This window comes from Microbacterium sp. MMO-35 (assembly GCF_037147555.1).
Taxonomy (GTDB): domain Bacteria; phylum Actinomycetota; class Actinomycetes; order Actinomycetales; family Microbacteriaceae; genus Microbacterium.
Genome location: NZ_JBBCVH010000003.1, coordinates 363,542 through 387,658 on the forward strand (window position 1 = coordinate 363,542; position 24,117 = coordinate 387,658).

19 protein-coding genes and 1 other RNA gene are annotated in these 24,117 nt (G+C 72.8%); 5 read left to right on the forward strand and 15 right to left on the reverse strand.

All coding sequences use genetic code 11. From position 1 onward, the window contains the following. Positions 1–101 precede the first annotated feature (101 nt). Positions 102–854: an HAD-IIB family hydrolase gene (locus tag WFJ01_RS08615; protein WP_336628814.1), complete on the forward strand. Its 753-nt coding sequence runs from the start codon at positions 102–104 to the stop codon at positions 852–854. A 28-nt stretch (positions 855–882) separates the two neighbouring features. Here the strand turns inward: WFJ01_RS08615 and WFJ01_RS08620 are convergent, their stop codons facing one another. From WFJ01_RS08620 to WFJ01_RS08655, 8 genes are all read right to left on the reverse strand, one after another. After that, a complete protein-coding gene (locus tag WFJ01_RS08620; RefSeq protein ID WP_336628815.1) occupies positions 883–2,142 on the reverse strand; it encodes an alpha-hydroxy acid oxidase in 1,260 nt (419 codons plus the stop codon). Positions 2,143–2,156: 14 nt separating this feature from the next. After that, positions 2,157–2,882 (reverse strand): FadR/GntR family transcriptional regulator, encoded by a 726-nt coding sequence (locus WFJ01_RS08625; protein ID WP_251446029.1) that lies wholly within the window; start codon positions 2,880–2,882, stop codon positions 2,157–2,159. A gap of 262 nt (positions 2,883–3,144) precedes the next feature. Beyond that, positions 3,145–3,747, reverse strand: a complete 603-nt coding sequence (locus WFJ01_RS08630; RefSeq protein WP_336628816.1) for a thymidine kinase — start codon at positions 3,745–3,747, stop codon at positions 3,145–3,147. Positions 3,748–3,756: 9 nt separating this feature from the next. Further along, a complete protein-coding gene (gene mqo / locus WFJ01_RS08635; RefSeq protein ID WP_292884021.1) occupies positions 3,757–5,217 on the reverse strand; it encodes a malate dehydrogenase (quinone) in 1,461 nt (486 codons plus the stop codon). Positions 5,218–5,342: 125 nt separating this feature from the next. Then, positions 5,343–6,407: an aspartate-semialdehyde dehydrogenase gene (locus tag WFJ01_RS08640; protein WP_336628817.1), complete on the reverse strand. Its 1,065-nt coding sequence runs from the start codon at positions 6,405–6,407 to the stop codon at positions 5,343–5,345. A gap of 260 nt (positions 6,408–6,667) precedes the next feature. After that, positions 6,668–7,954, reverse strand: a complete 1,287-nt coding sequence (locus WFJ01_RS08645) for an aspartate kinase (RefSeq protein ID WP_251446023.1) — start codon at positions 7,952–7,954, stop codon at positions 6,668–6,670. Positions 7,955–8,078: 124 nt separating this feature from the next. Next, positions 8,079–8,696, reverse strand: a complete 618-nt coding sequence (locus tag WFJ01_RS08650) for a response regulator (RefSeq protein WP_251446020.1) — start codon at positions 8,694–8,696, stop codon at positions 8,079–8,081. After that, complete coding sequence (locus WFJ01_RS08655; protein WP_336628818.1) at positions 8,693–10,006, reverse strand: sensor histidine kinase; 1,314 nt, start codon at positions 10,004–10,006, stop codon at positions 8,693–8,695. Before WFJ01_RS08655 ends, WFJ01_RS08650 begins: the two co-directional genes overlap by 4 nt. Positions 10,007–10,101: 95 nt before the next feature. On the opposite strand from WFJ01_RS08655, the gene WFJ01_RS08660 reads away from it, so the two are divergent. Next, the gene (locus tag WFJ01_RS08660; protein WP_336628819.1) at positions 10,102–10,575 is read left to right on the forward strand and encodes a DUF2871 domain-containing protein; all 474 of its coding nucleotides are present in this window, start codon (positions 10,102–10,104) and stop codon (positions 10,573–10,575) included. Here the strand turns inward: WFJ01_RS08660 and WFJ01_RS08665 are convergent. The 7 genes from WFJ01_RS08665 to ffs all read right to left on the reverse strand — a co-directional run bounded on the left by WFJ01_RS08665 (position 10,541) and on the right by ffs (position 19,241). After that, positions 10,541–11,551, reverse strand: a complete 1,011-nt coding sequence (locus WFJ01_RS08665; protein WP_336628820.1) for a DMT family transporter — start codon at positions 11,549–11,551, stop codon at positions 10,541–10,543. The genes WFJ01_RS08660 and WFJ01_RS08665 overlap by 35 nt on opposite strands. Continuing rightward, positions 11,548–12,141 (reverse strand): recombination mediator RecR, encoded by a 594-nt coding sequence (gene recR, locus WFJ01_RS08670; RefSeq protein WP_251446009.1) that lies wholly within the window; start codon positions 12,139–12,141, stop codon positions 11,548–11,550. Before recR ends, WFJ01_RS08665 begins: the two co-directional genes overlap by 4 nt. A gap of 22 nt (positions 12,142–12,163) precedes the next feature. Next, positions 12,164–14,581, reverse strand: coding sequence for a DNA polymerase III subunit gamma and tau (locus WFJ01_RS08675; RefSeq protein WP_336628821.1), 2,418 nt, complete (start codon positions 14,579–14,581; stop codon positions 12,164–12,166). Between the two features lie 286 nt (positions 14,582–14,867). Next, a complete protein-coding gene (locus WFJ01_RS08680; RefSeq protein WP_336628822.1) occupies positions 14,868–17,372 on the reverse strand; it encodes a glycoside hydrolase family 65 protein in 2,505 nt (834 codons plus the stop codon). 29 nt (positions 17,373–17,401) lie between these two features. Further along, a complete protein-coding gene (locus tag WFJ01_RS08685) occupies positions 17,402–18,139 on the reverse strand; it encodes a beta-phosphoglucomutase family hydrolase (protein WP_251446000.1) in 738 nt (245 codons plus the stop codon). A 194-nt stretch (positions 18,140–18,333) separates the two neighbouring features. Further along, positions 18,334–19,044 (reverse strand): hypothetical protein, encoded by a 711-nt coding sequence (locus WFJ01_RS08690; protein WP_336628823.1) that lies wholly within the window; start codon positions 19,042–19,044, stop codon positions 18,334–18,336. Positions 19,045–19,144: 100 nt separating this feature from the next. Then, positions 19,145–19,241, reverse strand: an RNA gene (ffs, locus tag WFJ01_RS08695) — signal recognition particle sRNA small type. 125 nt (positions 19,242–19,366) lie between these two features. Between ffs and WFJ01_RS08700 the strand changes: the two genes are divergently transcribed. From WFJ01_RS08700 to WFJ01_RS08710, 3 genes are read left to right on the forward strand one after another with little or no spacing between them, the layout of a single operon-like run. Next, complete coding sequence (locus tag WFJ01_RS08700) at positions 19,367–20,395, forward strand: AAA family ATPase (protein ID WP_251445994.1); 1,029 nt, start codon at positions 19,367–19,369, stop codon at positions 20,393–20,395. A gap of 55 nt (positions 20,396–20,450) precedes the next feature. Beyond that, positions 20,451–21,737 carry a DUF58 domain-containing protein gene (locus tag WFJ01_RS08705; protein ID WP_336628824.1) on the forward strand — a complete coding sequence of 429 codons (1,287 nt, stop codon included), beginning with the start codon at positions 20,451–20,453 and terminating at the stop codon, positions 21,735–21,737. Then, positions 21,727–24,063 (forward strand): transglutaminase family protein, encoded by a 2,337-nt coding sequence (locus WFJ01_RS08710; protein WP_336628825.1) that lies wholly within the window; start codon positions 21,727–21,729, stop codon positions 24,061–24,063. Before WFJ01_RS08705 ends, WFJ01_RS08710 begins: the two co-directional genes overlap by 11 nt. The last annotated feature ends 54 nt before the right edge of the window (positions 24,064–24,117 follow it).

Sequence of the window (24,117 nt, forward strand, 5' to 3'; positions counted from 1 at the left end):
GCCCGCGCGTGGCGCGGTGCACGATCGCCCCGCGCGGCGGTGACGCCGCGCGGGGCATCCCCCAGCATCCTTGACCGCTGCTCCCGTATCCTGGAAGCGCTATGACGACGCCACGCCTGGTCGCCTTCGACCTCGACGACACCCTCGCCGCCTCCAAGAGCCCGATCGAACCCCGCATCGCCGCCCTCCTCCTCGCCCTCGCGGAGCGCGTCGAGGTCGCGATCATCTCCGGCGGCAACGAGGAGCAGTTCCGCACCCAGGTGATCTCCCGGCTCGGCGCCGACGTCTCCGCCCTGCAGCGCATCCACCTGCTGCCCACCTGCGGCACCCGCTACCTCGCGCACGACGGATCCGGGTTCTCGCTCGTCTACGCCCGCGACCTCAGCCCTGCACAGAAGGACGCGGCCCTCGCCGCGCTCGAGGAGGAGGCCCAGCGGCTGGGCCTGTGGGAGAGCGAGACCTGGGGACCGATCCTCGAGGACCGCGGCTCGCAGATCACCTTCTCGGCCCTCGGCCAGAAGGCTCCGCACGACGCGAAGAAGGCCTGGGATCCGGATGGATCGCGCCGCGCCGCGCTGCGCGACGCCGTCGCGCCCCGGGTGCCCGATCTCGAGGTGCGCTCCGGCGGATCCACGTCGATCGACATCACCCGCGCGGGCATCGACAAGGCCTACGGCATGACCGAGCTGGCCGAGCGCACCGGCATCCCGTTCGCGGAGATGCTGTTCTACGGCGATCGCCTCGACGAGGGCGGGAACGACTACCCCGTGAAGACCCTCGGCGTGCCCTGCGTCGCGGTCGACGGCTGGCAGGACACGGCCGACAAGCTCGACGCGCTGCTGCCGACGCTCTGACCGGCCGCGACGGCGTCAGCGCTCGGCATCAGCGAACGGCGGCGGCGAGCGACGGAGCGACCGGCACCATGCGGGTGAGCTGCGTGACGTGGCGCGGCTCGAGCTCTGCCAGCGACGTGACGCCGAGCAGGCGCATCGTGCGCTCGATCTCGCTGCGCAGGATCGCGATGGTCCGGTCGACACCGCGCCGCCCGCCGGCCATGAGTCCGTACAGGTAGGCGCGTCCGATGAGCGTGAAGTCGGCCCCGAGCGCGACCGAGGCGACGATGTCCGCCCCGTTCATGATCCCGGTGTCGACCATGACCGTGAAGTCCTCGCCGACGGCCTGGCGCACCTGCGGCAGCAGATGGAACGGGATCGGAGCGCGGTCGAGCTGGCGTCCGCCGTGGTTGGACAGCACGACGCCGTCGACCCCGTGCGTGTCCTTGAGCCGCATCGCGTCCTCGACCGTCTGCACGCCCTTCACGAGGAGCTTGCCCGGCCAGATGCCGCGGATCACCTCGAGGTCGTCGTAGCTGATGGTGGGATCCATCGCGGCGTCGAGCAGCTCGCCCACGGTGCCGCCGGTGGTCGACAGCGACGCGAACTCGAGCTTCGGCGTCGTGAGGAAGTCGATCCACCACCACGGCCGCGGGATCGCGTTGACGATCGTGCCGAGGGTCAGCTGCGGCGGGATGGAGAACCCGTTGCGCTTGTCGCGCAGGCGGGCGCCGGCGACCGGGGTGTCCACCGTGAACATGAGCGTGTCGAACCCGGCCTCGGCGGCGCGGCGGGTGAGGCCGTAGGAGATCTCGCGGTCGCGCATCACATAGAGCTGGAACCAGTTGCGCCCGTGCGGGTTGGCGGCCTTGACGTCCTCGATCGAGGTCGTGCCGAGGGTGGAGAGCGTGAACGGGATCCCTGCGGCGGCGGCTGCACCGGCGCCGGCGATCTCCCCCTCGGTCTGCATGAGGCGCGTGAATCCGGTCGGTGCGATGCCGAACGGGAGCGCGCTGGATCCCCCGAGGATCGTGGTCGACGTGTCCAGCTCGGGAGCCGGAGCGAGGATCCCCGGGTGGAACTCCACGTCCTCGAACGCCTGCCGGGCGCGCGCCAGCGACAGCTCGCCCTCCGCCGCGCCGTCGGTGTAGTCGAACGCCGCCTTGGGGGTGCGCCGCTTCGCGATCGTGCGCAGGTCGGAGATCGTCAGCGCTCCCTCGAGGCGGCGCTTGGTGCCGTCGAGCTCCGGGGTCTTGAAGCTCATCAGCTCGAAGATCTCGGCGGGGTTGGGGAGCTGGCGCTTCACCATGGGGATCCTTCCGATCAGGGATTCGTGTCGGCCGCGCCGGCGAGGCCGGTCGCGGAGTAGTAGCCGGTGATGTGGTCGCGCACGAGCGCCGCGGCCGCGTCGGCGCGGCCCTCGTCGATCGCGCGCACGAGATCGCGGTGCTCCGCCCGCAGGCGCTCGGCCATCCGCTCCCAGTCGCGGATCCCGGCGGATCCCGAGAGCACGTAGGACTCGATGCTGTCGCGCAGGCCCGTCATCATCGCCGCCACGACGGCGTTGCCGCTCGCCTCGGCGAGGGCGAGATGCAGCTGCGCGTCGAGCGCGAGGAAGTCCGCCGCCGGCAGCTCGGCCTCCATGGCGTCGAGGATCCGATGCGCCTCGGCCGTGTCCCGCCGGCCCGCGGCCAGGGCCGCGACGACAGCCTGCTCGAGGATGAGGCGGGTTCCGACCACATCAGCGATCGGGAAGCCCTGAGCGGCCACCTGGAGGCGCAGGAGCGCGGACAGCCCTCCCCCGGGCGCGGCGATGACGATCGCCCCCGCCTGCGGGCCGGATCCGGTCGAGGTGCGGATCAGGCCCATCACCTCGAGCACGCGGATCGCCTCCCGCACGCTCGATCGGCCGACGCCGAGCTCCGCCGCGAGGTCGCGCTCGCTGGGCAGTCGATCCCCCGGGCCGAGCTCTCCGTCGAGCAGGCGACGCTCGACGTGCTGCAGCACCGTGCGCCAGGTGCGCGCGGGCGCGTCGCTGCGGTCGGGCATGCATCCTCCTGTGGTCAGACCACAGCCTAGGGCGTGTAGTCAGACCACGCAAGACGGCGCATCCGGGGTCGTTGATCGCGGACCCCACGCAAGAACGGGGTCGTTGAGCGAGGACGGTGAAGCCGACCGAGACGAAACACGGTGACCTGCGAGAGCGCCGCGTTTCGTCTCACTCGCGCTTCGCGCGTGTTCGCTCAACGGCCCCAGAGAGGACGGGCGTGCGGGCGCGTCCGCTCGACGACCTCGAGCAGCGAGGAGGCGCTCAGCCCAGGCGCCCGCCGGACTCCTGGAGATAACAGTGGCCGCAGAGCGACTCGTAGGCCACGGCGACGCCGTCGATCGCGACCTGATCCCCGTCGAACACGAACCGGTCGCCGATCCGCCGTCCGTTGAACACGGCCTTGCGCCCGCACCGGCAGATCGTCTTCAGCTCCTCGAGCGTGTGCGCGATCGCGAGCAGTCGCCCGGATCCCGGGAACGCGTGCGTGAGGAAGTCGTTGCGGATCCCGTAGGCGAGCACGGGGATGTCGTCCTCCACCGCGATGCGGAAGAGGTCGTCGACCTGCCACGGCTCGAGGAACTGCGCCTCGTCGACGAGGAGGCACGCGATGTCGGATCCGCCCTCCCGCGCCTTCGTGCGCTCCTGCCCGAACAACTCGCGCGCGCTCTGCCCCGCGGCGATGAGAAAGTCGACCTCGCGGGTCATCCCCAGGCGGCTCTCGATCTGGCTGGCGCCCTTGGTGTCGATCGCAGGCTTCGCGAGCAGGACCCGCTGGCCCCGCTCTTCGTAGTTGTACGCCGCCTGCAGCAGCGCCGTGGACTTGCCGGAGTTCATCGCCCCGTAGCGGAAGTACAGCTTGGCCACGGCGCGGGATCAGGCCGTCAGATCGAGCGTCTTCGCCGTGGCGCCCATGGATGCGCGCGCGTCGGCGGCGGAGTCGTTGAGCTTCTCGCCGAGCGTCGGGATCAGCTCCTGCAGCTTGGGCTCCCAGGCGCCGTACTGCTCCGGGAAGCAGCGCTGCAGCACGTCCAGCATCACCGGCACGGCCGTGGAGGCGCCCGGGGAGGCGCCGAGCAGACCCGCGATCGTGCCGTCCGCCGCAGCGACGACCTCGGTGCCGAACTGCAGCTTGCCGCCCTTCATGACCTGAGCGCGCTGGCCGGCCTGGAGCAGCTCCCAGTCGCCGTCCTGGGCCGTGGGCATGAAGTCGCGCAGCGTCGAGACCTTCCGGTGGTGGGTCTTCAGCAGCTCGCTGACCAGGTACTTGATGAGGTCGAAGTTGGTGAACGCGACCTTGAGCATGCTGCCGAGGTTGTGCGGGCGCACCTGGGTGACGATGTCGAGCATCCCGCCCTGCTTGAGGAACTTCGGGCTGAACGTCGCGAACGGACCGAACAGCAGGCTGGTCTCGCCGTCGACGACACGGGTGTCGAGGTGCGGGACTGACATCGGCGGCGCGCCGACGGGCGCCTGCGAGTAGACCTTGGCCTGGTGCTTGGCGACGATCGCCGGATCCGACGTCTTCAGCCACTGGCCGCCGATCGGGAAGCAGCCGTAGCCCTTGATCTCGTCGATCCCGGATCCCTGCAGCAGCTTGAGGGCCCAGCCGCCCGCGCCGACGAACACGAACTTCGCGTTGAGTTGGCCCGGGGTGTGCCCGATCGCATTGCGGTAGCGGACGTTCCAGGTGCCGTCCTTCTGCTGCTTCAGCTTGCGCACCTCGTGGTTGCGCAGCAGCGTGAAGCGGTCGTCCTCGGCGAGGTGGTCGAACAGCTGGCGGGTGAGGGATCCGAAGTCGACGTCGGTGCCGCTGGGCACCCGCGTCGCGGCGAACGGCTCGCCCTTGCGGCGCTGCTCCATCAGCAGCGGCGCCCACTGGTTGATGACGCGCGAGTCCTCGCTGAACTCGATCCCCGCGAACAGCGGCTGCTCCTTGAGCACCTCGTAGCGGTGGCGCAGGTAGTCGACGTCCTTCTGGCCGCGCACGAACGTCATGTGCGGCGTGGAGTTGATGAAGGTCGTGGGCGCGTCGAGCACGCCGCGGTCGACGAGCGTCGACCAGAGCTGACGGCTGAGCTGGAACTGCTCGTTGATGCCGATCGCCTTCGCGGGGTCCAGCGTGCCGTCCTTGCCCTCGGGCATGTAGTTGAGCTCGCACAGCGCCGCGTGGCCCGTGCCCGCGTTGTTCCACGCGTTGGAGCTCTCCTCCGCGACGTCGCTCAGCCGCTCGAAGGCGACGACCTTCCAGTCGGGCTGCAGCTCACGCAGCAGGGTTCCCAGGGTGGCGCTCATGATGCCACCGCCGATGAGGACGACGTCGACGGATTCAGTCACTCGATCAGTCTAGTTGCCCGCGAGAGCCGAGTTCTTCGCCGAGACGGCCATCCGGCGCCGGACATTCGCCACGCCGTACAGGACACGCCTGCGACGAGGGGATCCGGCGCCGGAGCCGAGGTGCGTCAGGCTCCGAGCCGCGCGGCGACGAGCTCCGCCACCTGGACCGCGTTCAGCGCGGCACCCTTGCGCAGGTTGTCGTTGCTGATGAACAGCACGAGGCCCTTGCCCTCCGGCGCGGACTGGTCGGCGCGGATCCGGCCGACGTAGCTCGGGTCCTTGCCGGCGGCGTACAGCGGCGTCGGCACCTCTTCGACCACGACGCCCGGGGCCGCGGCGAGCACGTCGTACGCGCGCTGCGGGCTGAGGTCGTTCGCGAACTCCGCGTTGATCGACAGCGAGTGCCCGGTGAACACCGGCACGCGCACGCACGTCCCCGCGACGCGGAGGTCCGGCAGGCCGAGGATCTTGCGGCTCTCGTTGCGGAGCTTCTTCTCCTCGTCCGTCTCGTTGAGCCCGTCGTCGACCAAGGATCCGGCGAGCGGGATGACATCGAACGCGATCGGTGCCACGTACTTCTCCGGCTGCGGGAAGTCGAGCGCGGATCCGTCGTGCACGAGCTTGAGGGTGTCGCCCTGGGCGAGCACGCCCTCGACCTGGCCGAGCAGCTCCTGGGCCCCGGCGAGGCCCGATCCGCTCACGGCCTGGTACGTGCTCACGATGAGGCGCTCGAGCCCCGCCTCCGCGTGCAGCGCCTTGAGCACCGGCATCGCGGCCATCGTGGTGCAGTTGGGGTTCGCGATGATGCCCTTGGGGGCGTCCGCGATCGCCTCGGGGTTGACCTCGCTCACGACGAGGGGGACCTCGGGGTCCATCCGCCAGGCGCTGGAGTTGTCGACGACGGTGGCCCCGGCGGCGGCGAAGCGCGGCGCGTAGGCGCGGCTCGCGGTGGCGCCCGCGGAGAACAGGGCGATCTCGACACCGGCCGGATCCGCGGTCTCGACGTCCTCCACGATCACCGGGATCCCGCCGAAGTCGATCGCCGTGCCCGCGGAGCGGGCCGAGGCGAACAGGCGCAGCTCGCGGATGGGGAACGAACGCTCCGCGAGGATGTCACGCATGACGGTGCCCACCTGGCCGGTGGCGCCGACGATGGCGACGGAGAATCCTGAGTCGGAGATGCGGGTCATGGGGATGCTTCCTCAGCTTCGTGCCGCGGCGGATGCCGGACGGCGGACGAGGCGGAGGCGCGGTCGCCGGGTATGGCGGAGCTGTCCGCGCCTGGCGCCGGTGTCAGGGTTTGGGCGATTCTATCGGTTCCGCGAGGATGCGATCTCCGCGGGCCAGACCCGAGGATGCTCCCGTCGCAGTTTCTGCCGCTTTCCGACGCTCGGAGCGACAGTTCTCGCGACGGGAGCGAGGGCTCCGGGGTCCGCGACGGAGCGTCGGGTCAGCGGCCGGTTCCGGCGGCGACGACGGCTTCGACCTCGCCGTCCAGCCCGTAGGCGGCGTGCACGACGCGGGCCGCATCCGCGAGCTCGTCGCCGCGCACGACGACCGAGATCCGGATCTCCGAGGTCGAGATCATCTCCAGGTTCACGCCCGCGGTGGACAGCGCCTCGAAGAGGATCGCCGAGACGCCGGAGTGCGTGCGCATCCCGGCGCCGACGACCGAGAGCTTGCCGATCTGGTCGTCGTGCAGCAGGCTCTCGAAGCCGACCTCGGACTGCTCCGCGGCGAGCGCCTTGAGCGCGGCCGTGGCATCGGACTTCGGCAGGGTGAACGAGATGTCGGTGCGGCCGGTGGAGGCGGCCGACACGTTCTGCACGATCATGTCGACGTTCGCGCCCGACTTCGCGACGATCTTGAAGATCTCCGCGGCCTTGCCCGGGACGTCGGGCACGCCCGCGACCGTGACCTTGGCCTGGCTCAGATCGGTGGCGACACCGGCGACGATCGGCTCTTCCATGGCTTCTCCCTCGGTTTCGCGGGGGTTCTTCATGCCCTCGCCCAGAACGTAGGTGCCCTCGTTCGCCGTGAAGGTCGAACGGGCGTGGATCAGGACGCCGTGCCGGCGTGCGTACTCGACGGCGCGGATGTAGAGCACCTTGGCGCCGTTGGCGGCGAGCTCGAGCATCTCCTCGCTCGACACGTGCGAGAGCTTGTGCGCGAGCGGGACCACTCGCGGATCCGCCGTGAAGATGCCGTCGACGTCGCTGTAGATCTCGCAGACGTCGGCGTCGAGGGCCGCCGCGAGCGCGACCGCGGTCGTGTCGGATCCGCCGCGGCCGAGCGTCGTGATGTCCTGCGTGTCGTCGTTGATGCCCTGGAAGCCGGCGACGATGACGATCGCACCCTCGTCCAGCGCCTCGCGCAGGCGCGTCGGGGTGACCTCGACGATGCGCGCGGATCCGTGCCGGCTGTCGGTGCGCATGCCCGCCTGCGGACCCGTGAACGAGCGGGCGTCGAAGCCCATCGAGTGGATCGCCATCGCGAGCAGCGCCATCGAGATGCGCTCGCCGCTGGAGAGCAGCATGTCGAGCTCGCGCGGCGCCGGGATCGGCGCGACCTGCGCGGCGAGGTCGAGCAGCTCGTCGGTGGTGTCGCCCATGGCGCTCACCGCGACGACCACATCGTGGCCGGCGCGACGGGTGTCGACGATGCGCTTGGCGACGCGCTTGATGCTCTCTGCGTCGGCGACGGACGAGCCGCCGTACTTCTGCACGATGAGGGCCACGGATCACTCCTGGGGATGCCGGGCGCCGGAGGCGGCGCACCAGAGGTCATTCTACGAGCGGCCTTCATGCCCGAACCGGTATGTGACGGCCCGCCGGAGCGAGCGACAGCCCCGGGGATCCGGCTCAGAGCAGGCCGCGCCGGCGGGCCTCCGAGACGGCCCCGGTGCGGCTGTCGGCGGAGAGCTTGTCGAGCAGGTGCACGATGTGCGTCTTCACCGTGGCCTCGGCGACATACAGGCGCACCGCGATCTCGCGGTTGCTGAGCCCCTCGGCGACGAGCGCCAGGACCTCCTGCTCCCGCGCGGTGAGCTCGACCCGGGGCGCGCGCAGCGCGGCCACGAGGCGCTCGTCGCCACCGGGGGTGGGCACGCTGGCGCCGGCCGCGGCGTCGACGATCGCCCGGGAGATGATGTCGACACCCACCTCCTTGAGCAGGTACCCGGCGGCGCCGGCCTCCACCGCGCGCACGATCTGCGCGTCGTGGTCGAACGTGGTGAGGATGAGCACCGCCGGCGGATCCGGCAGCGCCCGCAGCGACGCCGTGGTGGCGACGCCGTCCATCCCGTCGCCGAGCCGCAGGTCGCAGAGCACCACGTCGGGGCGGAGACGGCGGGCGGCCTCGACGGCCTCCTCACCGGTGCCGACCTCGGCGAGGACGTCGAAGCCGCGCGCCTCGACGACCGCGCGGATCCCGGCGCGCACGATGGGGTGGTCGTCGACGATGATCAGCCGGACCGTCATGCCGCTCCTCCGATCGCACCCGGGGTGCCGTCGTCGGCGGCTCCGGCGCCCGAGCCGGAGCCGGGGCGGGTGCCGGGACTGGAGCCGGAGCCGGAGCCAGAGCCGGCGCCCGAGCCGGAGCCGGAGCCGAGGGGCAGGGTCGCCTCGATCGTGGTGCCGGCGCCGGGTGCGGAGCGGATCGCGAGCTCTCCCCCGCCCTCGCGCAGCCGCGAGCGCATCGCGGCGAGACCGTAGGACGCGTCGGAGGGCCGCACATCCTGGTCGAACCCGACGCCGTCGTCCTCGAGCCGCAGGCGCACGGATCCGCCGCCCGTCGTCAGCGCGACGCGGACGGTCCGTGCTTTCGCATGCTGGCGCACGTTCGCGAGCGCCGACTGGGCCACGCGCAGCAGGGCGACCTCGACCGGCGTCGGCAGCGCGGGGAGGTCGGGATCCACCTCGAGCGTCCCGGTGACGCCGGTCTCCTCGCGCAGGGCGTCGAGCATGCGGGCGAGGGCCGCCGCCAGGGCGGACTCGTCCAGGTCGGCGGGGGCGAGGGCCGCCACGATGCGGCGCAGCTCGGTGAGCGAATGCTGCGCCAGCTGCTCGATCAGCGCGGTGCGGTCGGGCCGCGCCTCGCCCGCAGGCGTCTCGGCGTCCGTCCTGGCGAGCATCACGATGGTGCTGAGCTCCTGCGCGATCGTGTCATGCAGATCACGGGCCAGCCGGGTGCGCTCGCGCGTCGCGCCGGCCTCGCGCTGGGTGGCCGCGAGCTCGTCGTGCAGCTGCGCCGCCTCGCGCTGCGCGCGCAGCAGGGAATCGATGAGACGCTCGCGCTCGGCCGAATCCCGGAGCATGGCGTCGTAGCCGAGCGAGACGGCGAACGCGAACCCGCCGCCGACGAGCGGGCCGATGAGGTGGGCGAGCGCCGTGCCGGGCTGCACGCCGCCGGGGTGCAGCCAGGGCGCGACGATCGACGCGACCAGCACGACGGCCACGAAGACCGCGGACCAGGGCAGGCGGAGCACATGACCGGCGAGCAGCAGCAGGGGGAACGCGAGCCACACGAACTCCGGCGAGAGCACGAGCATCCCGCTCCAGATCGCGACCAGGCCGAGCATCCACCACCCGGCCGCGTGCTTGTGCGCGAGCCCCGCACCGGCGCCGTACCAGGCGAGGTACACCGCGGCGGCCAGCAGCACGGGCAGCAGCGCGCCCTCGACCCCCGCGCGGACGGTCGTGACGACCACGAGCACCACCGTGATGAGGTGCAGCGCGAACCGCGCGCCGCGCAGCATCCGCCGACGGGCGGAGGCGGGCGCGGTGCTCATGATCCGATTCTCCCCCGTGACGACGCGGATCCCACCCGCTCAGGATCGATCCTTCGATGGATCCGCCGCCCGCCGAAGCTCGGGAGGCTGGGATCATGACCTCCTCCTCCGACCTCACCGCCTGTGCCACGGCGCCCGGCGCCTCGCGGCGCGCGCTCGCGCAGCTCTTCGTCGCGACCGTCACCTGGATCGCCCTCGGCCTCGCCGCCGGCCTCTTCTACCGCGAGTTCACCAAGGCGCAGGGCTTCCCGAACGGCGTCAGCGGGCAGCTCGCTCTGGTGCACACGCATCTGCTCGCCCTCGGCGCCCTCGTCACCCTCATCGTGCTCGCCCTGGAGAAGCTGTTCACGCTCTCGGCGAGCCGCCTGTTCCGCTGGTTCTTCTGGATCTACAACGCCGGGGTGCTGCTGACCGGCGCGATGATGACCTGGCACGGCATCCTCGACGTCCAGAAGGCGGAGGCGTCGAAGGCGATCTCCGGGATCGCCGGCGCCGGGCACATCCTCATCGGCGCCGGCTTCGTGCTGCTGCTGATCACCCTGTGGAAGGGGATCCGCCGGTCCTCCTGACCTCGGACGGGGACTCCGGGCCGCGCGTGTCCGCCGCGACCGGGGGCACCGGCTCGGCCGTCAGCTCCACCGCGGCCCGGTCGACCGCCGCCTTCGGACGCAGGCGTCCGCCGGTGCCGGCGAACCAGCATCCGATGATCACGAGCGGGAATCCGACGAGCAGGCCGGCGGTCAGCGGCTCGGCGAGCACGATCGCGCCGAGGATGATCGCGATCACCGGGTTGACGTAGGTGAACAGCGGCGCGCGCACCGGGCCCACCTCCTTGATGAGCGCGAAGAACGCGAGGAACGCGATCGCGGTGCAGATCACGCCGAGGGCGATCAGCGCCGCGATCGACGGCACGGTCGGGACCTGATGCTGGGTGAGCACCGCGACCGGCAGGTAGAGGATCCCGATGAACAGCAGCGCGAGGGTGATCGTGCCGATCGAGGGCACGTCGCCGAGCTTGCGGGCCACGATGAACGGCGCGGTCGCGTAGAGCACCGCGACGAGCAGCACCTCCCCCGCGGCGAGGAGGTCGACCTTGCCGCCCGTCAGACCCGGGCCGGCGACCACGACGCCGACGCCGACGAACCCGACGAGCAGCCCGATCAGCCGTGCGGGGCGCAGCACGGCGCGGTCGCCGCCGCCGAGGGCGATGAGCGCGGCGAAGAGCGGGACCGTGGCCACGAGCAGACCGGTCAGCCCCGACGGCAGCGACTGCTCCGCGTGGCCGAGCAGGAGGAACGGTCCCGCCATCTCGACGAGCCCGAACGCGAGCACCCAGGGCCAGAGCTTCCACGCGGCCCGGAGCGCGCCGCTGCGGATCGCGAACGGGAGCAGGAGCAGAGCCGCGATCAGGGTGCGGCCGGCCACCATCGCCGGCGGCGAGAACGACTCGACCACCACGCTGATGAGCAGGTACGGCACGCCCCAGAGGAGGCACATGGCTCCGAAGAGCAGCCAGCCGCGACGGCTGAAGCCGGTGGCGCTCACAGGACGCGCCGGCCTTCGAAGGCGCGGCCCAGCGTCACCTCGTCCGCGTACTCCAGGTCGCCGCCCACGGGGAGGCCGGAGGCGAGGCGCGAGACCGTGATCTGCATGCTCACGAGCAGCCGGCTGAGGTAGCTCGCCGTCGCCTCGCCCTCGAGGTTCGGGTTGGTGGCGAGGATGACCTCCTGCACCGTTCCGTCGGCGAGGCGGGTCATCAGCTGCGCGATGCGCAGGTCGTCGGGGCCGACGCCGGCGATCGGGCTGATCGCGCCGCCGAGCACGTGGTAGAGCCCGCGGAACTCACGGGTGCGCTCGATCGCCGCGACGTCCTTCGCGTCCTCCACGACGCAGATGAGCGCGGTGTTGCGACGCGGGTCGCGGCAGATCGCGCAGCGCTCCTGCTCCGCGACGTTGCCGCAGATCTCGCAGAAGCGCACCCGCTCGCGCACCTCGGTGAGCAGCTCGGCGAGCCGCTTCACGTCGAAGGAGGGCGTCTGCAGGATGTGGAAGGCGATGCGCTGGGCCGACTTCGGGCCGATGCCCGGCAGGCGGCCGAACTCGTCGATCAGCTCCTGGACGATGCCGTCGTACATCTCGATGGTCCTTTATCGGTCGTCACTGGAATCTGGTCTGCGGCTCGTAGGGCTCCTCGCGCAGGAAGGTCGCACCGAGCACCTGCCGCACCACGGCCTCGCCGTACCGCTGCACCCCCGGCACCCCGGAGCGCGGAGCCCGGTCGACGACCGCGGGGGCCGCCGCCGCGCGCGGTGCCGGATCCGGCCGGGGCGCAGGGGCCGCCGGAGCGGGACCCGTCGTCCGCGGGGCCGCGGCCATCGCGGGCGCCGGGATGCGATGCGCATCCGGATCCTCCTCGGGCCCCGGTGCGTCCGCGTCATCGGGGAACGGCGGCTCGTCATCGAGGACGTCGCCGTCGTGCCCTGGCTCGTACCAGCCGGATGCCGGCATCGCCTCGACGTCGGCCGGCTCCTCGTCCACGGGGAACTGGCCCACCCGCGCTGCGGGAGCGGACGGGGCGGACGGCGCCGCTGCCGAGGGCGCGCTCTCGGTCTCGGCCACGGGATCGCCCTGCGGGATCGCCGCGACGGCCCACTCGGTGACCGGGGCTGCCGAGGCGGCCGGACCCGACGCGCGCGGAGCGGCCGGCGCCGGAGCCGGGGCGGACGCACGCGGAGCGGACGGGGCCGAAGGGGCGGATCCGCGCTCGGCGGGGTTCTGGTCGGAGGGGCGCGGGGCCTTCCCGCTCTCGGCTAAGTTCCGTTCGACGCCCGCCGGATCCGCGCTGGGCAGCGGGGCCGGAAGGTACTTCACCGTGACCGAGAGCTCGGCCTCGATCGCGGTGCGCAGATGGTCGGAGGGGCCGTTGCCGGGCGACGTGCCCTTGAATCGCGCGACGTCGTTCGGGCCGGGGAAGCCGAGGGTGAGCACCTCCGAGGCCGCGTCGTAGGCGAGCGGCTGGACGGCCGTGACGACCAGCCAGGATCCGCGGCTGATCTTCTCCAGGCGGGTGAGCACGGCGGGCCAGACGGCGCGGACCCGGTCGAGGTCGATCGGCCCGGCCGCCGGGGCCGGCTCGGGAGCGGCCGGAGCCTGCGGGGCGTCCGGACGCGCGGTCGCGCCGTCTCCGTCGCGGGCGACGCCGTTCGGCTCGGGCGCTTCGCGTCCTCGGTCGGCGGCCCCGGACGGCGCAGTCGCCTCGGCGGCCCCGGACGGCGCGGTCGCCGCGGCGGGCCGACCTCCGGACGGCGCGGTCGCCTCGGCGCGCGGCTCGACCCTCGGCGAAGGCGCGGTCGTCGGGGCGGGTGCGGTCGCCTCTGCACGCCGCTCGGCGACGGCGGGCGTGGGAGCAGCGGCCGGGGCGGTCGCGGACGCCGGGGCGGTCACGGACGACGCCGGCGCGCCCTCCGCGCCGCCGGAGAGCGCGGTGAGCACCCGGGCGACCAGCAGCTCCAGGTGCAGTCGCGGTGAGGTCGCCCCCGTCATGTCGTCCAGCGCCGAGCTCACCAGGTCGGCCGCACGGGACAGCCGGGGACCGCCGAAGGTCGCGGCCTGCGCCCTCATGCGGACGAGCTCGTCCTCGGGCACGCCACGCAGCACCGCCGAGGCGGCGTCGCCGACGGCGGCGATCACGATGAGGTCGCGCAGCCGCTCGAGCAGGTCGTCCACGAAGCGACGCGGATCCTGTCCGGTCTGCACGACGCGGTCGACCGCAGGGAACGCCGCCGCCGCGTCGCCCGCTGCGAGCGCGTCGACGATCTCGTCGAGCAGCGCCGAGTGCGTGTAGCCGAGCAATGCGACCGCGCGCTCGTACGCCACCTCGCCGTTCTCGGAGCCGGCGATGAGCTGGTCGAGCAGCGAGAGCGTGTCGCGGGGGGATCCGCCGCCGGCGCGCACGACGAGGGGCAGCACGCCCTGGGCGACGGTCACGCCCTCCTCGGCGCAGAGCTTCTCGACGTACTCGAGCATCGCCGCCGGCGCCACCAGCCGGAACGGGTAGTGGTGCGTGCGGGAGCGGATCGTGCCGAGCACCTTCTCGGGCTCGGTGGTCGCGAAGATGAACTTGATGTGCGGCGGCGGCTCCTCGACGAGCTTGAGCAGCGCGTTGAAGCCCTGCGGCGTCACCATGTGCGCCTCGTCGAGGATGAAGATCTTGAAGCGGTCGCGGCTGGGCGCGAATGTCGCCCGCTCGCGGAGGTCGCGCGCGTCGTCGACGCCGTTGTGGCTGGCCGCATCGATCTCGACGACGTCGAGGGAGCCGCCCCCGTCGCGGGAGAGCTCGACGCAGCTCGGGCACACGCCGCAGGGCACGTCGGTCGGCCCCTCGGCGCAGTTCAGGCAGCGCGCCAGGATTCGCGCCGACGTGGTCTTGCCGCAGCCGCGCGGGCCGGAGAACAGGTAGGCGTGCCCCACGCGGTCGCCGCGCAGCGCCGTCATGAGCGGATCGGTCACCTGCGACTGCCCGATCATCTCCCCGAAGTTCTCGGGCCGGTAGCGGCGGTACAGGGCTGTGCTCACCCGACAAGCCTAGAGCGTGCCTGCGACATTCGGACCGGGTCGGTCCCCGGCGCTCGTTCGGATCCGCCCCGCCCGTGCCCCAGCTTCGGAGATGTGCGCTTCGCGCGGACCGGATCCTGGATTCCGTCCGAGCGAAGCGCACATCTCCGCGCGAGGCGCACGTCTCCGAGCGAAGCGCACATCTCCGAGCGAAGCGCACATCCGAGCGAAGCGCACATCCGAGCGAGGCGCACATTTCCGAGCGGGGTGCGAGCCCCCGCCGGTCCCGCCGGTCCTGCGCCGGGCGCTACTCCCCCGACTCTCTGACGTACCCGACGATCGGGATGGCCGACGTCGTCGGCACCGTCGGCGAGAGGATCGTGCCGTCCTCGCGGAGCGCCTGACGACCGAACTCGGGCCGCCCGCGGAGCACAGGCCCCTGATTCGCCAGGGGCACCGCCGCCGGCGCCTCGGTCGAGGCCGTGAACATCGCCCCGCGCACCGAGAACGAGACCGGATCGCCGGTGCGCACCTCGACGAGCAGCCGGTCCGCGGTCAGCGTGATCTGCAGCTGGGACCCGCGCCACTGCAGCGGGTACGACAGCTCGGGCCAGTCCGTCGGCAGCCGCGGGTCGAAGCTGAGCTCGCCGTCGTGGTCGCGCATGCCGCCGAAGCCGGACACGAGCGCCGTCCAGACGCCGCCGGCCGAGGCCACGTGCACCCCGTCGGAGGCGTTGCGGTGCAGGTCGCCCAGGTCGACGTAGATCGCGTGCTCGAAGTACTCGTGCGCGAGATCCTGGTAGCCGACCTCTGCGGCGAGGATCGACTGCACCACGGCCGACAGCGTCGAGTCACCCGTGGTCAGCGGGTCGTAGTACTCGAAGTCGGCGAGCTTCTCGGCCTCGGTGAAGTGATTGCCCTGCAGGAACAGCGCGAGCACGACGTCGGCCTGCTTCAGCACCTGGAACCGGTAGATCACCAGCGGGTGGAAGTGCAGCAGCAGCGGGCGCTGCTCGGCCGGGGTGTGCGGCAGATCCCACACCTCCCGCTCGAGGAAGAGCGAGTCCTGCGGGTGGATCCCCAGGGCCGGGCTGAACGGGATGTGCATCGCGTCGGCGGCGCGCTCCCACTGCTCGACCTCGGAGGGGTCGATGCCGAGCCGCTCCACGGCGGCGTCGTACGCCTCGGGCGCGTCGGCGGCCATCTCCCGCACCACCCGCGCGGCGAAGCGCAGGTTGTAGCGCGCCATCACGTTCGTGAACAGGTTGTCGTTGACGACGGTGGTGTACTCGTCCGGCCCGGTCACGCCGTGGATGTGGAACGTGTCAAGCCCCTCGGCCGAGCGCCAGAACCCGAGCGTCGCCCACATCCGCGCGGTCTCCACGGCGATGTCCACGCCCTGGCGGTACAGGAAGTCGTCGTCGCCGGTGGCGCGCACGTACTTGCCGAGCGCATAGCTGACGTCGGCGTTGATGTGGTACTGCGCGGTGCCCGCGGCGTAGTACGCGCTGGCCTCCTCGCCGTTGATGGTGCGCCACGGGAACAGCGCCCCGCCCTCGTTCAGCTGGCCGGCGCGGCGGCGCGCGGCGGGCAGCATGTGGACCCGGCAGCGCAGCGCGTTGCGCGCGAACTGCGGCGACGTGTAGGTGAGGAACGGCAGCACGTACACCTCGGTGTCCCAGAAGTAGTGCCCGCCGTAGCCGGATCCCGACACGCCCTTCGCCGAGACGCCGGCGCCGTCCGCGCGCGCGGACGCCTGCGCGATCTGGAACAGGCACCAGCGGGTCGCCTGCTGCAGGTCGTCGTGCCCGGCGATGCGCACGTCGCTGCGCTCCCAGAACGCGGTCAGCCACTCCGCCTGCTTGGCGAACTGCGCCTCGACCCCCTCGACGGCGGCGCGGTCGAGCGTGCGCCGGCAGCGGTCGATGAGCTCGCGCGCGGGCACGCCGCGCGACGTGTGGTAGCTGACGAGCTTCGTCACCCGCGTGGGGACGCCCGCCTTCGCCTGCACCCGGAAAACGTTCTTGGCGATGTCCGGCTCGACCAGCTGCCGGGCGGTGTAGTCGTTCTCGGTCTCGACCACGTGGTCGGCGACGACGGCGAGCGTCATGCCCGAGTTCGCGACCCGGTAGGCGAGCGCGGAGCGCTCCCCGTCCTGCCAGAACTCGGCGGGCTGCAGCACCCGGTCGCCGAACCGCTCCGCCTTGCGCGGGTCGAAGCCCGCCTTCTCCCCCGGCGAGCCGGCGGCCATCGACGGGACGCCGCCGTAGACGTCCTCGCCGTCCTGCCGGTTCAGCAGCTGGCAGGAGATCGTCACCGGGGCGTCGGCGTTCTCGACGGTGACCTCGAGGCGGAGCACGGCGAGGTGACGCTCGACGAACGACACGATGCGCTCATCGCGGATCCGCACGCGCTTGCCGGACGGCGTCTCCCAGAGCACTTCGCGCTGCAGGATGCCGGTGCGGAAGTCGAGCTCGCGCCGGTACTCGCGCACGTCGGCCTCGTCGAAGCTCAGCGGCTCGTCGTCGACGTACACCCGCATGACCTTCGCATCGGGGGCGTTCACGATGGTCTGGCCGACCTCGGCGAAGCCGAAGGCCTGTTCCGCGTGACGGATCTTCCAGGTCTCGTGCAGCCCGTTGATGAACGTGCCGTGCTCGAGCGCGCTGCGCCCCTCGATGTGGTTGCCGCGCAGGCCCAGGTAGCCGTTGCCGAGACCGAGCAGCGTCTCCGAGACGCCGGGGTTCGCATGCGGGTACTGCGTCTCGACGAGACGCCAGGGGTCGACGGGGAAGAGGTCGCGGTCGATCATGCAGTGCTCTCCGTGAAAGGGATGGCGGGTCAGGACAGGAAGCGGGAGAGGTCGTCGACGACGACCGTGGCGCCATGGGCGAGGAGGGAGTCGGATCCGGCGCCGCGGTCGACGCCGACCACCGTGCCGTAGCCCGCCGCGGCCGCGGACGCGACGCCGCTGGTGGCGTCCTCGACGGCGACCGCGGACGCGGGATCGACGCCGATGCGCTCGGCGCCCACCCGGAACACGTCGGGAGCGGGCTTGGAGGCGAGGTGCTCGCGCTCTGCCACGACGCCGTCGACGACGACCGTGAAGAAGTCGCGGATGCCCGCCGAGGTCAGCACCTCTTCGGCGTTCTTCGAGCTGGACACGACGGCGAGCGGGACACCGGCCTCGCGCAGCTCCTCGAGCAGGGCAAGGGATCCGGGATAGGGCGCGATGCCGTCGCGGCGCAGCGCCTCGGAGAAGGCGACGTTCTTGCGGTTGCCGATGCCGCAGATCGTGTCGGCCTCGGGGTCGTCGTCCACGGATCCCCACGCGATCTCGACATTGCGGCTGCGCAGCAGGCTCGCGACGCCGTCGTAGCGCTTCTTGCCGTCGACGTAGGCGAAGTAGTCGTCGTCGGTGTACGCGGGCTGGATTCCCCAGAGGGTGAAGACCTCGTCGAACACGGCCTTCCAGGCGCGCATGTGCACCTCGGCGGTCGGGGTCAGCACACCGTCAAGATCGAAGAGCACGGCGGCGGCGCGGTGCAGATCGGGAAGCGCTGCGGGGGTGTCGGGCACGGCGAGGCCTCCGGGTGGCTGAGAGCGGGATCGGTCGGATCGGCACGTCTGGGTGCCACCCTGTCCAGAGTAGTGGGCGACGGTGCCCTCCGGAAGGTGCGGGAAGGCCCGATTCGCGACCGTTTCCGAGCCGTCCGACCCCGCTCCGCGCCCGGTCGATCGCGAGCCGCGCGGGCCCGGCGGCGGGGGCGCGCTCAGGAGAACGAGGCGACCTTCTCGGCGCCCACGACGTGCAGCTCGGCGATGCCGGAGCCGTTGTAGATCGTGGTGCGATCGGCGGCGTCGACGACGGCGAACCGGATCCGCAGCACATCTCCGCGCACAGCGGCGTCGAGGATCCCCGGATCCGCCGTGAGCGCGACCGGATTCCCCGCGTCCTGCAGCGTTCGCGCGGGCTGCTCCGCTCCCGCGAAGCCGACGAGGCCCGTCGTGTCCCGCAGGCTCTGCGGGATGCTCTCCGTGCCGACCTGGATCTCGACGTACGCGGTGTGCCGCTCGCCAGCGTGCGCGGCGGCGTCCTGCAGGAGGGCCTTCAGCTGAGCCGGATCCAGCGCCGGGAACGCCGGATCGACGGCCGGCGCGGCCGGAGCCGGCGCCGCCGTGGGCGGCACGGCGGCGGAGGTCTCGACCGCGGCGCCGACCGCGGGCGGCGCCGCGTCGTCGGAGGCGGGCTGATCCGCGAGTCCCGAGAGGAGCGCGATCGCGGCGGGGACGGCGATGAGCGCCGCGATCGCGATGAAGAGGAGCGGCGCCCACGAGCGGGAGCGCGCCGGGGCCGGCTCAGGGGCCCCGACCGTCCGCGGACGCCCCCTCTGATCGTGCTCGAGCGGCGGGATGACGTACGGGGCGGTGAGGTTCTTCGGCACCGCGGAGTAGACGGTGGGCCGGTGCTCGTCGTGTCCCATGCTCGGACCCTAGCGCGTCGGACTCGCGTGCGGCGGAACCCGCGTGCCGCAGACGGTGCGACCGGCTGCGGGCAAAGGCGGCGCACGGGTTCCGGGCAAAAGAAAAGACCCTCCGCGCACCCGACAGAGCCCGGTTACCCTTGCTGCGTTTCCGCCCTGGGGGAGTTGGCCTGGGTGCCGCCACGCGGAGAGCCGTCGACCAGTCTACCCGAGGTCGCGGGCGGGTCGGACCGGGCGGCGGATCGGATCCCCGGCCCGCCCGTCCCGGGCGCGGGTTACGATCGAGACGCGGGCGCACCGCGGCGCCCGGTGAGAGGGACGCATGCACGCCACGAACGCCGCCGACGTCGCCACGAGCACGGCCCCGCAGACGCGCACCGGATCCGCCGACGGGATCGACGCGGCCGGGTTCGCCCGGCAGACCGCCGCGATCCTCGACTCCATCACGGCGGTGATCGACGGCAAGGACGACGCCGTCCGCAGCGCTCTGGTGTGCCTGCTCGCCGAAGGCCATCTGCTCGTGGAGGACGTGCCGGGGGTCGGCAAGACGATGCTCGCCCGCGCCCTCGCCGCGAGCATCGATGCGACCGTGCGCCGGATCCAGTTCACCCCCGACCTGCTGCCCGGCGACGTCACCGGGGTCAGCGTCTACAACCCCGTCGCCCAGGAGTTCGAGTTCAAGCCCGGCGCGGTGTTCGCGCACATCGTGATCGCGGATGAGATCAACCGCTCCTCCCCCAAGACGCAGTCGGCCCTGCTGGAGGCGATGGAGGAGCACCAGGTGACGGTCGACGGGCACTCGCGCCCGCTGCCGGATCCCTTCCTCGTCGTCGCCACGCAGAACCCCCTGGAGATGGAGGGCACCTATGCCCTGCCGGAGGCGCAGCGCGACCGCTTCATGATGCGCATCTCGATGGGCTATCCCGATGCGGCCGCCGAGACCCTGATGCTGCGCCAGCGCGACACGGCCAACCCGCTCGACGCGATCCGGCCGGTGCTCGCCGCGTCCGATGTGCGGGGGCTCATCACGTGGGCGCGGGCCGTGCACGTCGCCCCGGCGCTCGAGGAGTACGCCGTCGCGCTGTCGCAGGCCACCCGCACCGACCCCAACCTGCACCTGGGGGCGAGCCCGCGCGCCACGCTGCAGCTCGTGCGCGCCGCGAAGGTGCAGGCGGCCCTGGACGGGCGGGACTACGTCATCCCGGACGACCTCACGGCGCTGCTGCCGGACGTCTTCGCGCATCGGCTCATCGCGGCCCGCGGACTGCACCGGGCCGGCGCCCGGCCCATCGAGTCGGCGCTGGAGGCGATCGTGCGGCGGATCCCGGTTCCGGTCGGCCTGCCCCGGTGACGCGATGACCCGGCCGAGGCGGGAGCGGCGTCCGGCGGATCCGTCCGGGCGGCGGATGACCGGGCGGGGAGCGAGCGCGCTCCTGGTCGGGATCCTGCTCGTGATCGGCGCGAACGTGCTCGCCGCGCCCGTGCTGCTGTACGTCGCGGCGCTGCTGTTCGGCCTGCTCGTGCTCGCCGCGCTGTTCGTGTTCGCGCCCCGGCGGCGCGTGCGGGTGAACCGCGCCGTGGCGGCCGACCTGCTCACGGTCGGCGACGACACCACGGTGCGGATGCGGGTCGAGCTGCGCACCCTGCTGCGCCCGCCCGCCGGGCGCTGGAGCGATGCCCTCCCCGCCGCCGTGCACGGCCAGGCGGCCGGGCCGTTCCCCGCCGCGGACGCGGAGCCGATCCCCGGCGGCACGACAATGTCGATGACCTATCCGATCTCGGGAGCGCGGCGCGGACTCGCCTCGCTCGGACCGCTGCGCCTGAGCACCGCCGACCCGTTCGGGATGTTCACCCGCACCGACGAACTGGGCGACGTCACCCCGATCACGATCGTCCCCGCCGTGCTGCCCCTCCCGCGGCTCGCCGACCGCACCGGGCGCGCCGGCGGCACCGCCCAGACCTCGTCACACCGCCTCGGGCAGGGCGCCGACAACCTCTCGCCGCGCCGGTACGTGCCCGGCGACTCGATGCGGCGCATCCACTGGCGCGCCACCGCGCACCGCGGCGATCTCATGGTGCGCCAGGAGGAGCAGGAGTCCAGCCCGGATGCGCTCGTCGTCCTCGACCGCGCCGGAACGCGCTGGGCGGGCGCGGATCCCGATGCCTTCGACCGGGCGGTGACCGCCTGCGCCTCGATCGCGGTGCACCTCGTGGATCAGGGATTCGCGGTCGACGTCGTCGATGCGACCGGCGTGCTGATCGGCCGGCTGCGCGGAGCGGAGGACGAGCGCGACGGGCTGCTCGTGAGCCTCGCCGGGATCACGCCGCGCTCCGGCGAGCGCGACCACGGACTCCCCGCGGCGAGCGAGGGCCACACCGTCGGCCCGCTCGTGATGATCACGGGGTCGATCGACGCCGCCGACGCCGGTTCGCTGCCGCACGGCGGCGCCGGCACCCCGATCCTGCTCGCGACCTCCTCCGCCGCGGACGCGCTTCCCGCCGCCTCCCTCCAGGGCTGGCGGACGGCCGCGCTGGGCGACGACCCCGCCGAGGCCTGGGCGGATGCCGGCGCTGCGGATCCCGGATCCGCGAGCACGGATGCCGGATCCGGACACCCGCAGCACCGCCGGCCCGTCCCGGCGGGGCGCGAGGACGAGGCCGGCCCGCCCCCGGAGACCGCCCATGTCCGTTGACGCCAGCGCCTACGCCGGCCCGCCGCGCCCGTCCCGTGCGGAAGCGGGTCCGGTCGCCGCCGCCCTGCTGGTCGCGCTGGGGGTGTTCGCCGCCGTGTGGCCGCTCAGCGCCGTGCTCCAGCCGGGCAGCTGGAGCGCGGGGGCCGCGACGACGTCCGCCGCGGTGATCGTCGCGGGGGCCGCGACGCGCCTCCTCGCGCGCCGGGCACAGGCGTGGATCGCGATCCCGGCGGTCCCGGTGGTGCAGCTGATCGCGGGGACGGTGGTCCTCACCGTGTTCACGGGCCGGCAGCTGGGCAAGGCATGGCTGCTGCCGTCGCCGGAGGTGTGGCGCGCGGTGGACGCACTCGTCTCCGCGGCGATCGCCGAGATCCGCGGCGGCGTCGCGCCCCTGGCTTCGACCGTCGCGATCGCCGTGTCGATCGCGGCCCTGGTCGGGCTCGTCGCGATCGTGCTCGATCTGCTGCTCGTCCCGCTGCGATCCCCGCTGGTCGCCGTGGTGCTGGTCACGGTGATCGGCGCGCTGCCCGCGATCGTGGTGCACCAGGGCCTGGATCCGGTGTGGTTCGTCGGGCTCGCCGTCGTGATCCTGCTGTTCCTGCGCGTCCGCTTCGCGCCGACCGGGTCCGCCGCTCCCGCGCCGCAGACGCCCGAGGGCATGTCGGCGCGGGCGCACGCGGCCGCGGCATCTCCTCCGTCCGCGGCGGTGGCGCGCACCCGCCGCCTGCCCGCCGTCGTCATCGGCGCGATCGCCGTCGTCGCCGCCCTCGTCGTGGCCCCGCTCCTGCCGGTGTCGGCCTCGGGCATCAGCACGGGCGGAGGGCGCGCGACCCTGAGCGCCACGCTGAACCTGGGCCAGGACCTGCGGCGTCCCGCTCCCGTCACCGCGCTCACCCTGATCACGCAGGACGGCACCCCGCCGTACCTGCGCATCGCGACCCTCACCCGCTTCGACGGCTCGACCTGGCAGCCGGACCGGCCCGCCACCGTCCCCCTCTCCCAGGGCTTCGGGGACGTCACGGCGCCCGACGGCGTCGCCGTGCACGAGAACAAGACGACGATCCGCACGGCCGGGATCTCCGGATCCTGGCTTCCGGTCCCCTATCAGGCCACCACGGTGCGCGGGGAGGACGGCGGCTGGAACGCCGCACCCGACAACCGCACCGTCATCGCCGCGAATGCCGACGCCGCGGATCAGAACTACACGACCGACACCGCGGTGCTCGTGCCCACGCTCGATCAGATCCGCGCCTCCTCGGCTTCGGGATCCGACGCCCCGGCGGAGCTGCGGGCGCTTCCGGCCGACATGCCGGCGATCATCGCCGACGACGCACGGCAGGTGGTCGGTGACGCGACCAACGACTACGACCGCCTGATCGCGCTGCAGACCTGGTTCCGAGCCGGATTCCGGTACTCGCTGCAGACCCCCGTCGACGAGCGGTTCGACGGCACCAACGTCGACGCGGTGGCCACGTTCCTCACCGTGCGCGAAGGGTACTGCGTGCACTTCGCGGGCGCGTTCGCGCTCATGGCGCGCTCGCTGGGCATGCCGGCGCGGATCGTGGTGGGGTATCTGCCCGGCACGGCGACCGATCGGCGGTCGGACGACGGGCGGGTCGTGTTCGAGGTGTCGACCGATCAGCTGCACTCCTGGCCGGAGGTCTACTTCTCCGGCATCGGCTGGGTGCCGTTCGAGCCCACCGCCACCCGCGGCGTGCCGACGGCGTTCACCGCGGCGGCCACGGCCGGCGGTGCCGGGACCGGCAGCGCGACGACGGCTCCCTCCCCCGCCCCCACCGCGACCGGCAGCGCGAAGGATCCGAAGAACCTGGACGTGCCGGAGGCCGGAGGCGCGGGCGGCACGACATCGACCGCCCTCGCCGCGGCTCCGGTGCTGTGGACGATCCTGGGACTGCTCGCGGTGCTGCTCATCCCGGCCCTCGTCCGCCGCGTGCAGCTGTCGGGCCGGCGTGCCGCGGCGCGCCGGGGCGACGCGGACGCGGCGTGGGCCGAGCTGCGCGCGACGCTACAGGATCTGGGGCTGCCCGCCCCGCCCGCGGAGTCCCCGCGCCGCCGCGGCGAGCGCCTCGTCCGAGAGCGCGGCGTCGATCCCGCCGCCGTCGCCGTCCTGGTGCGCGCGATCGAACGCGCGAGCTACGCGCCGTCCGGATCCGGATCCGGATCCGGATCGGAAGACCTCCGGGCACCCCTCGATGCCATCCGGCGCGAGCTGCGCCTGCATGTCTCCCGTCGCGATCGCGTCGCGGCTCTGCTCGCGCCGCGGTCGCTGCTGGGTGCGCGCCTGCTCGCGGCCTCGACGTCCTGAGCCGGCGCAGGCGGTTACGCTCGAAGCCGGTGCGATCCGGCGCCGGCGGGGAGG

Excerpts from the sequence above, each read along its gene's own strand:
- WFJ01_RS08655 (WP_336628818.1), bottom strand. The coding sequence starts at position 10,006 with ATGAGCACCGCGCCCGCCTCCGCCCGTCGGCGGATGCTGCGCGGCGCG.
- WFJ01_RS08710 (WP_336628825.1), top strand. The coding sequence starts at position 21,727 with ATGTCCGTTGACGCCAGCGCCTACGCCGGCCCGCCGCGCCCGTCCCGT.
- WFJ01_RS08620 (WP_336628815.1), bottom strand. The coding sequence starts at position 2,142 with ATGGTGAAGCGCCAGCTCCCCAACCCCGCCGAGATCTTCGAGCTGATG.
- WFJ01_RS08625 (WP_251446029.1), bottom strand. The coding sequence starts at position 2,882 with ATGCCCGACCGCAGCGACGCGCCCGCGCGCACCTGGCGCACGGTGCTG.
- WFJ01_RS08690 (WP_336628823.1), bottom strand. The coding sequence starts at position 19,044 with ATGGGACACGACGAGCACCGGCCCACCGTCTACTCCGCGGTGCCGAAG.
- WFJ01_RS08650 (WP_251446020.1), bottom strand. The coding sequence starts at position 8,696 with ATGACGGTCCGGCTGATCATCGTCGACGACCACCCCATCGTGCGCGCC.
- WFJ01_RS08640 (WP_336628817.1), bottom strand. The coding sequence starts at position 6,407 with ATGACCCGCATCTCCGACTCAGGATTCTCCGTCGCCATCGTCGGCGCC.
- WFJ01_RS08700 (WP_251445994.1), top strand. The coding sequence starts at position 19,367 with ATGCACGCCACGAACGCCGCCGACGTCGCCACGAGCACGGCCCCGCAG.
- WFJ01_RS08705 (WP_336628824.1), top strand. The coding sequence starts at position 20,451 with ATGACCGGGCGGGGAGCGAGCGCGCTCCTGGTCGGGATCCTGCTCGTG.
- WFJ01_RS08615 (WP_336628814.1), top strand. The coding sequence starts at position 102 with ATGACGACGCCACGCCTGGTCGCCTTCGACCTCGACGACACCCTCGCC.
- WFJ01_RS08680 (WP_336628822.1), bottom strand. The coding sequence starts at position 17,372 with ATGATCGACCGCGACCTCTTCCCCGTCGACCCCTGGCGTCTCGTCGAG.
- WFJ01_RS08660 (WP_336628819.1), top strand. The coding sequence starts at position 10,102 with ATGACCTCCTCCTCCGACCTCACCGCCTGTGCCACGGCGCCCGGCGCC.
- recR (WP_251446009.1), bottom strand. The coding sequence starts at position 12,141 with ATGTACGACGGCATCGTCCAGGAGCTGATCGACGAGTTCGGCCGCCTG.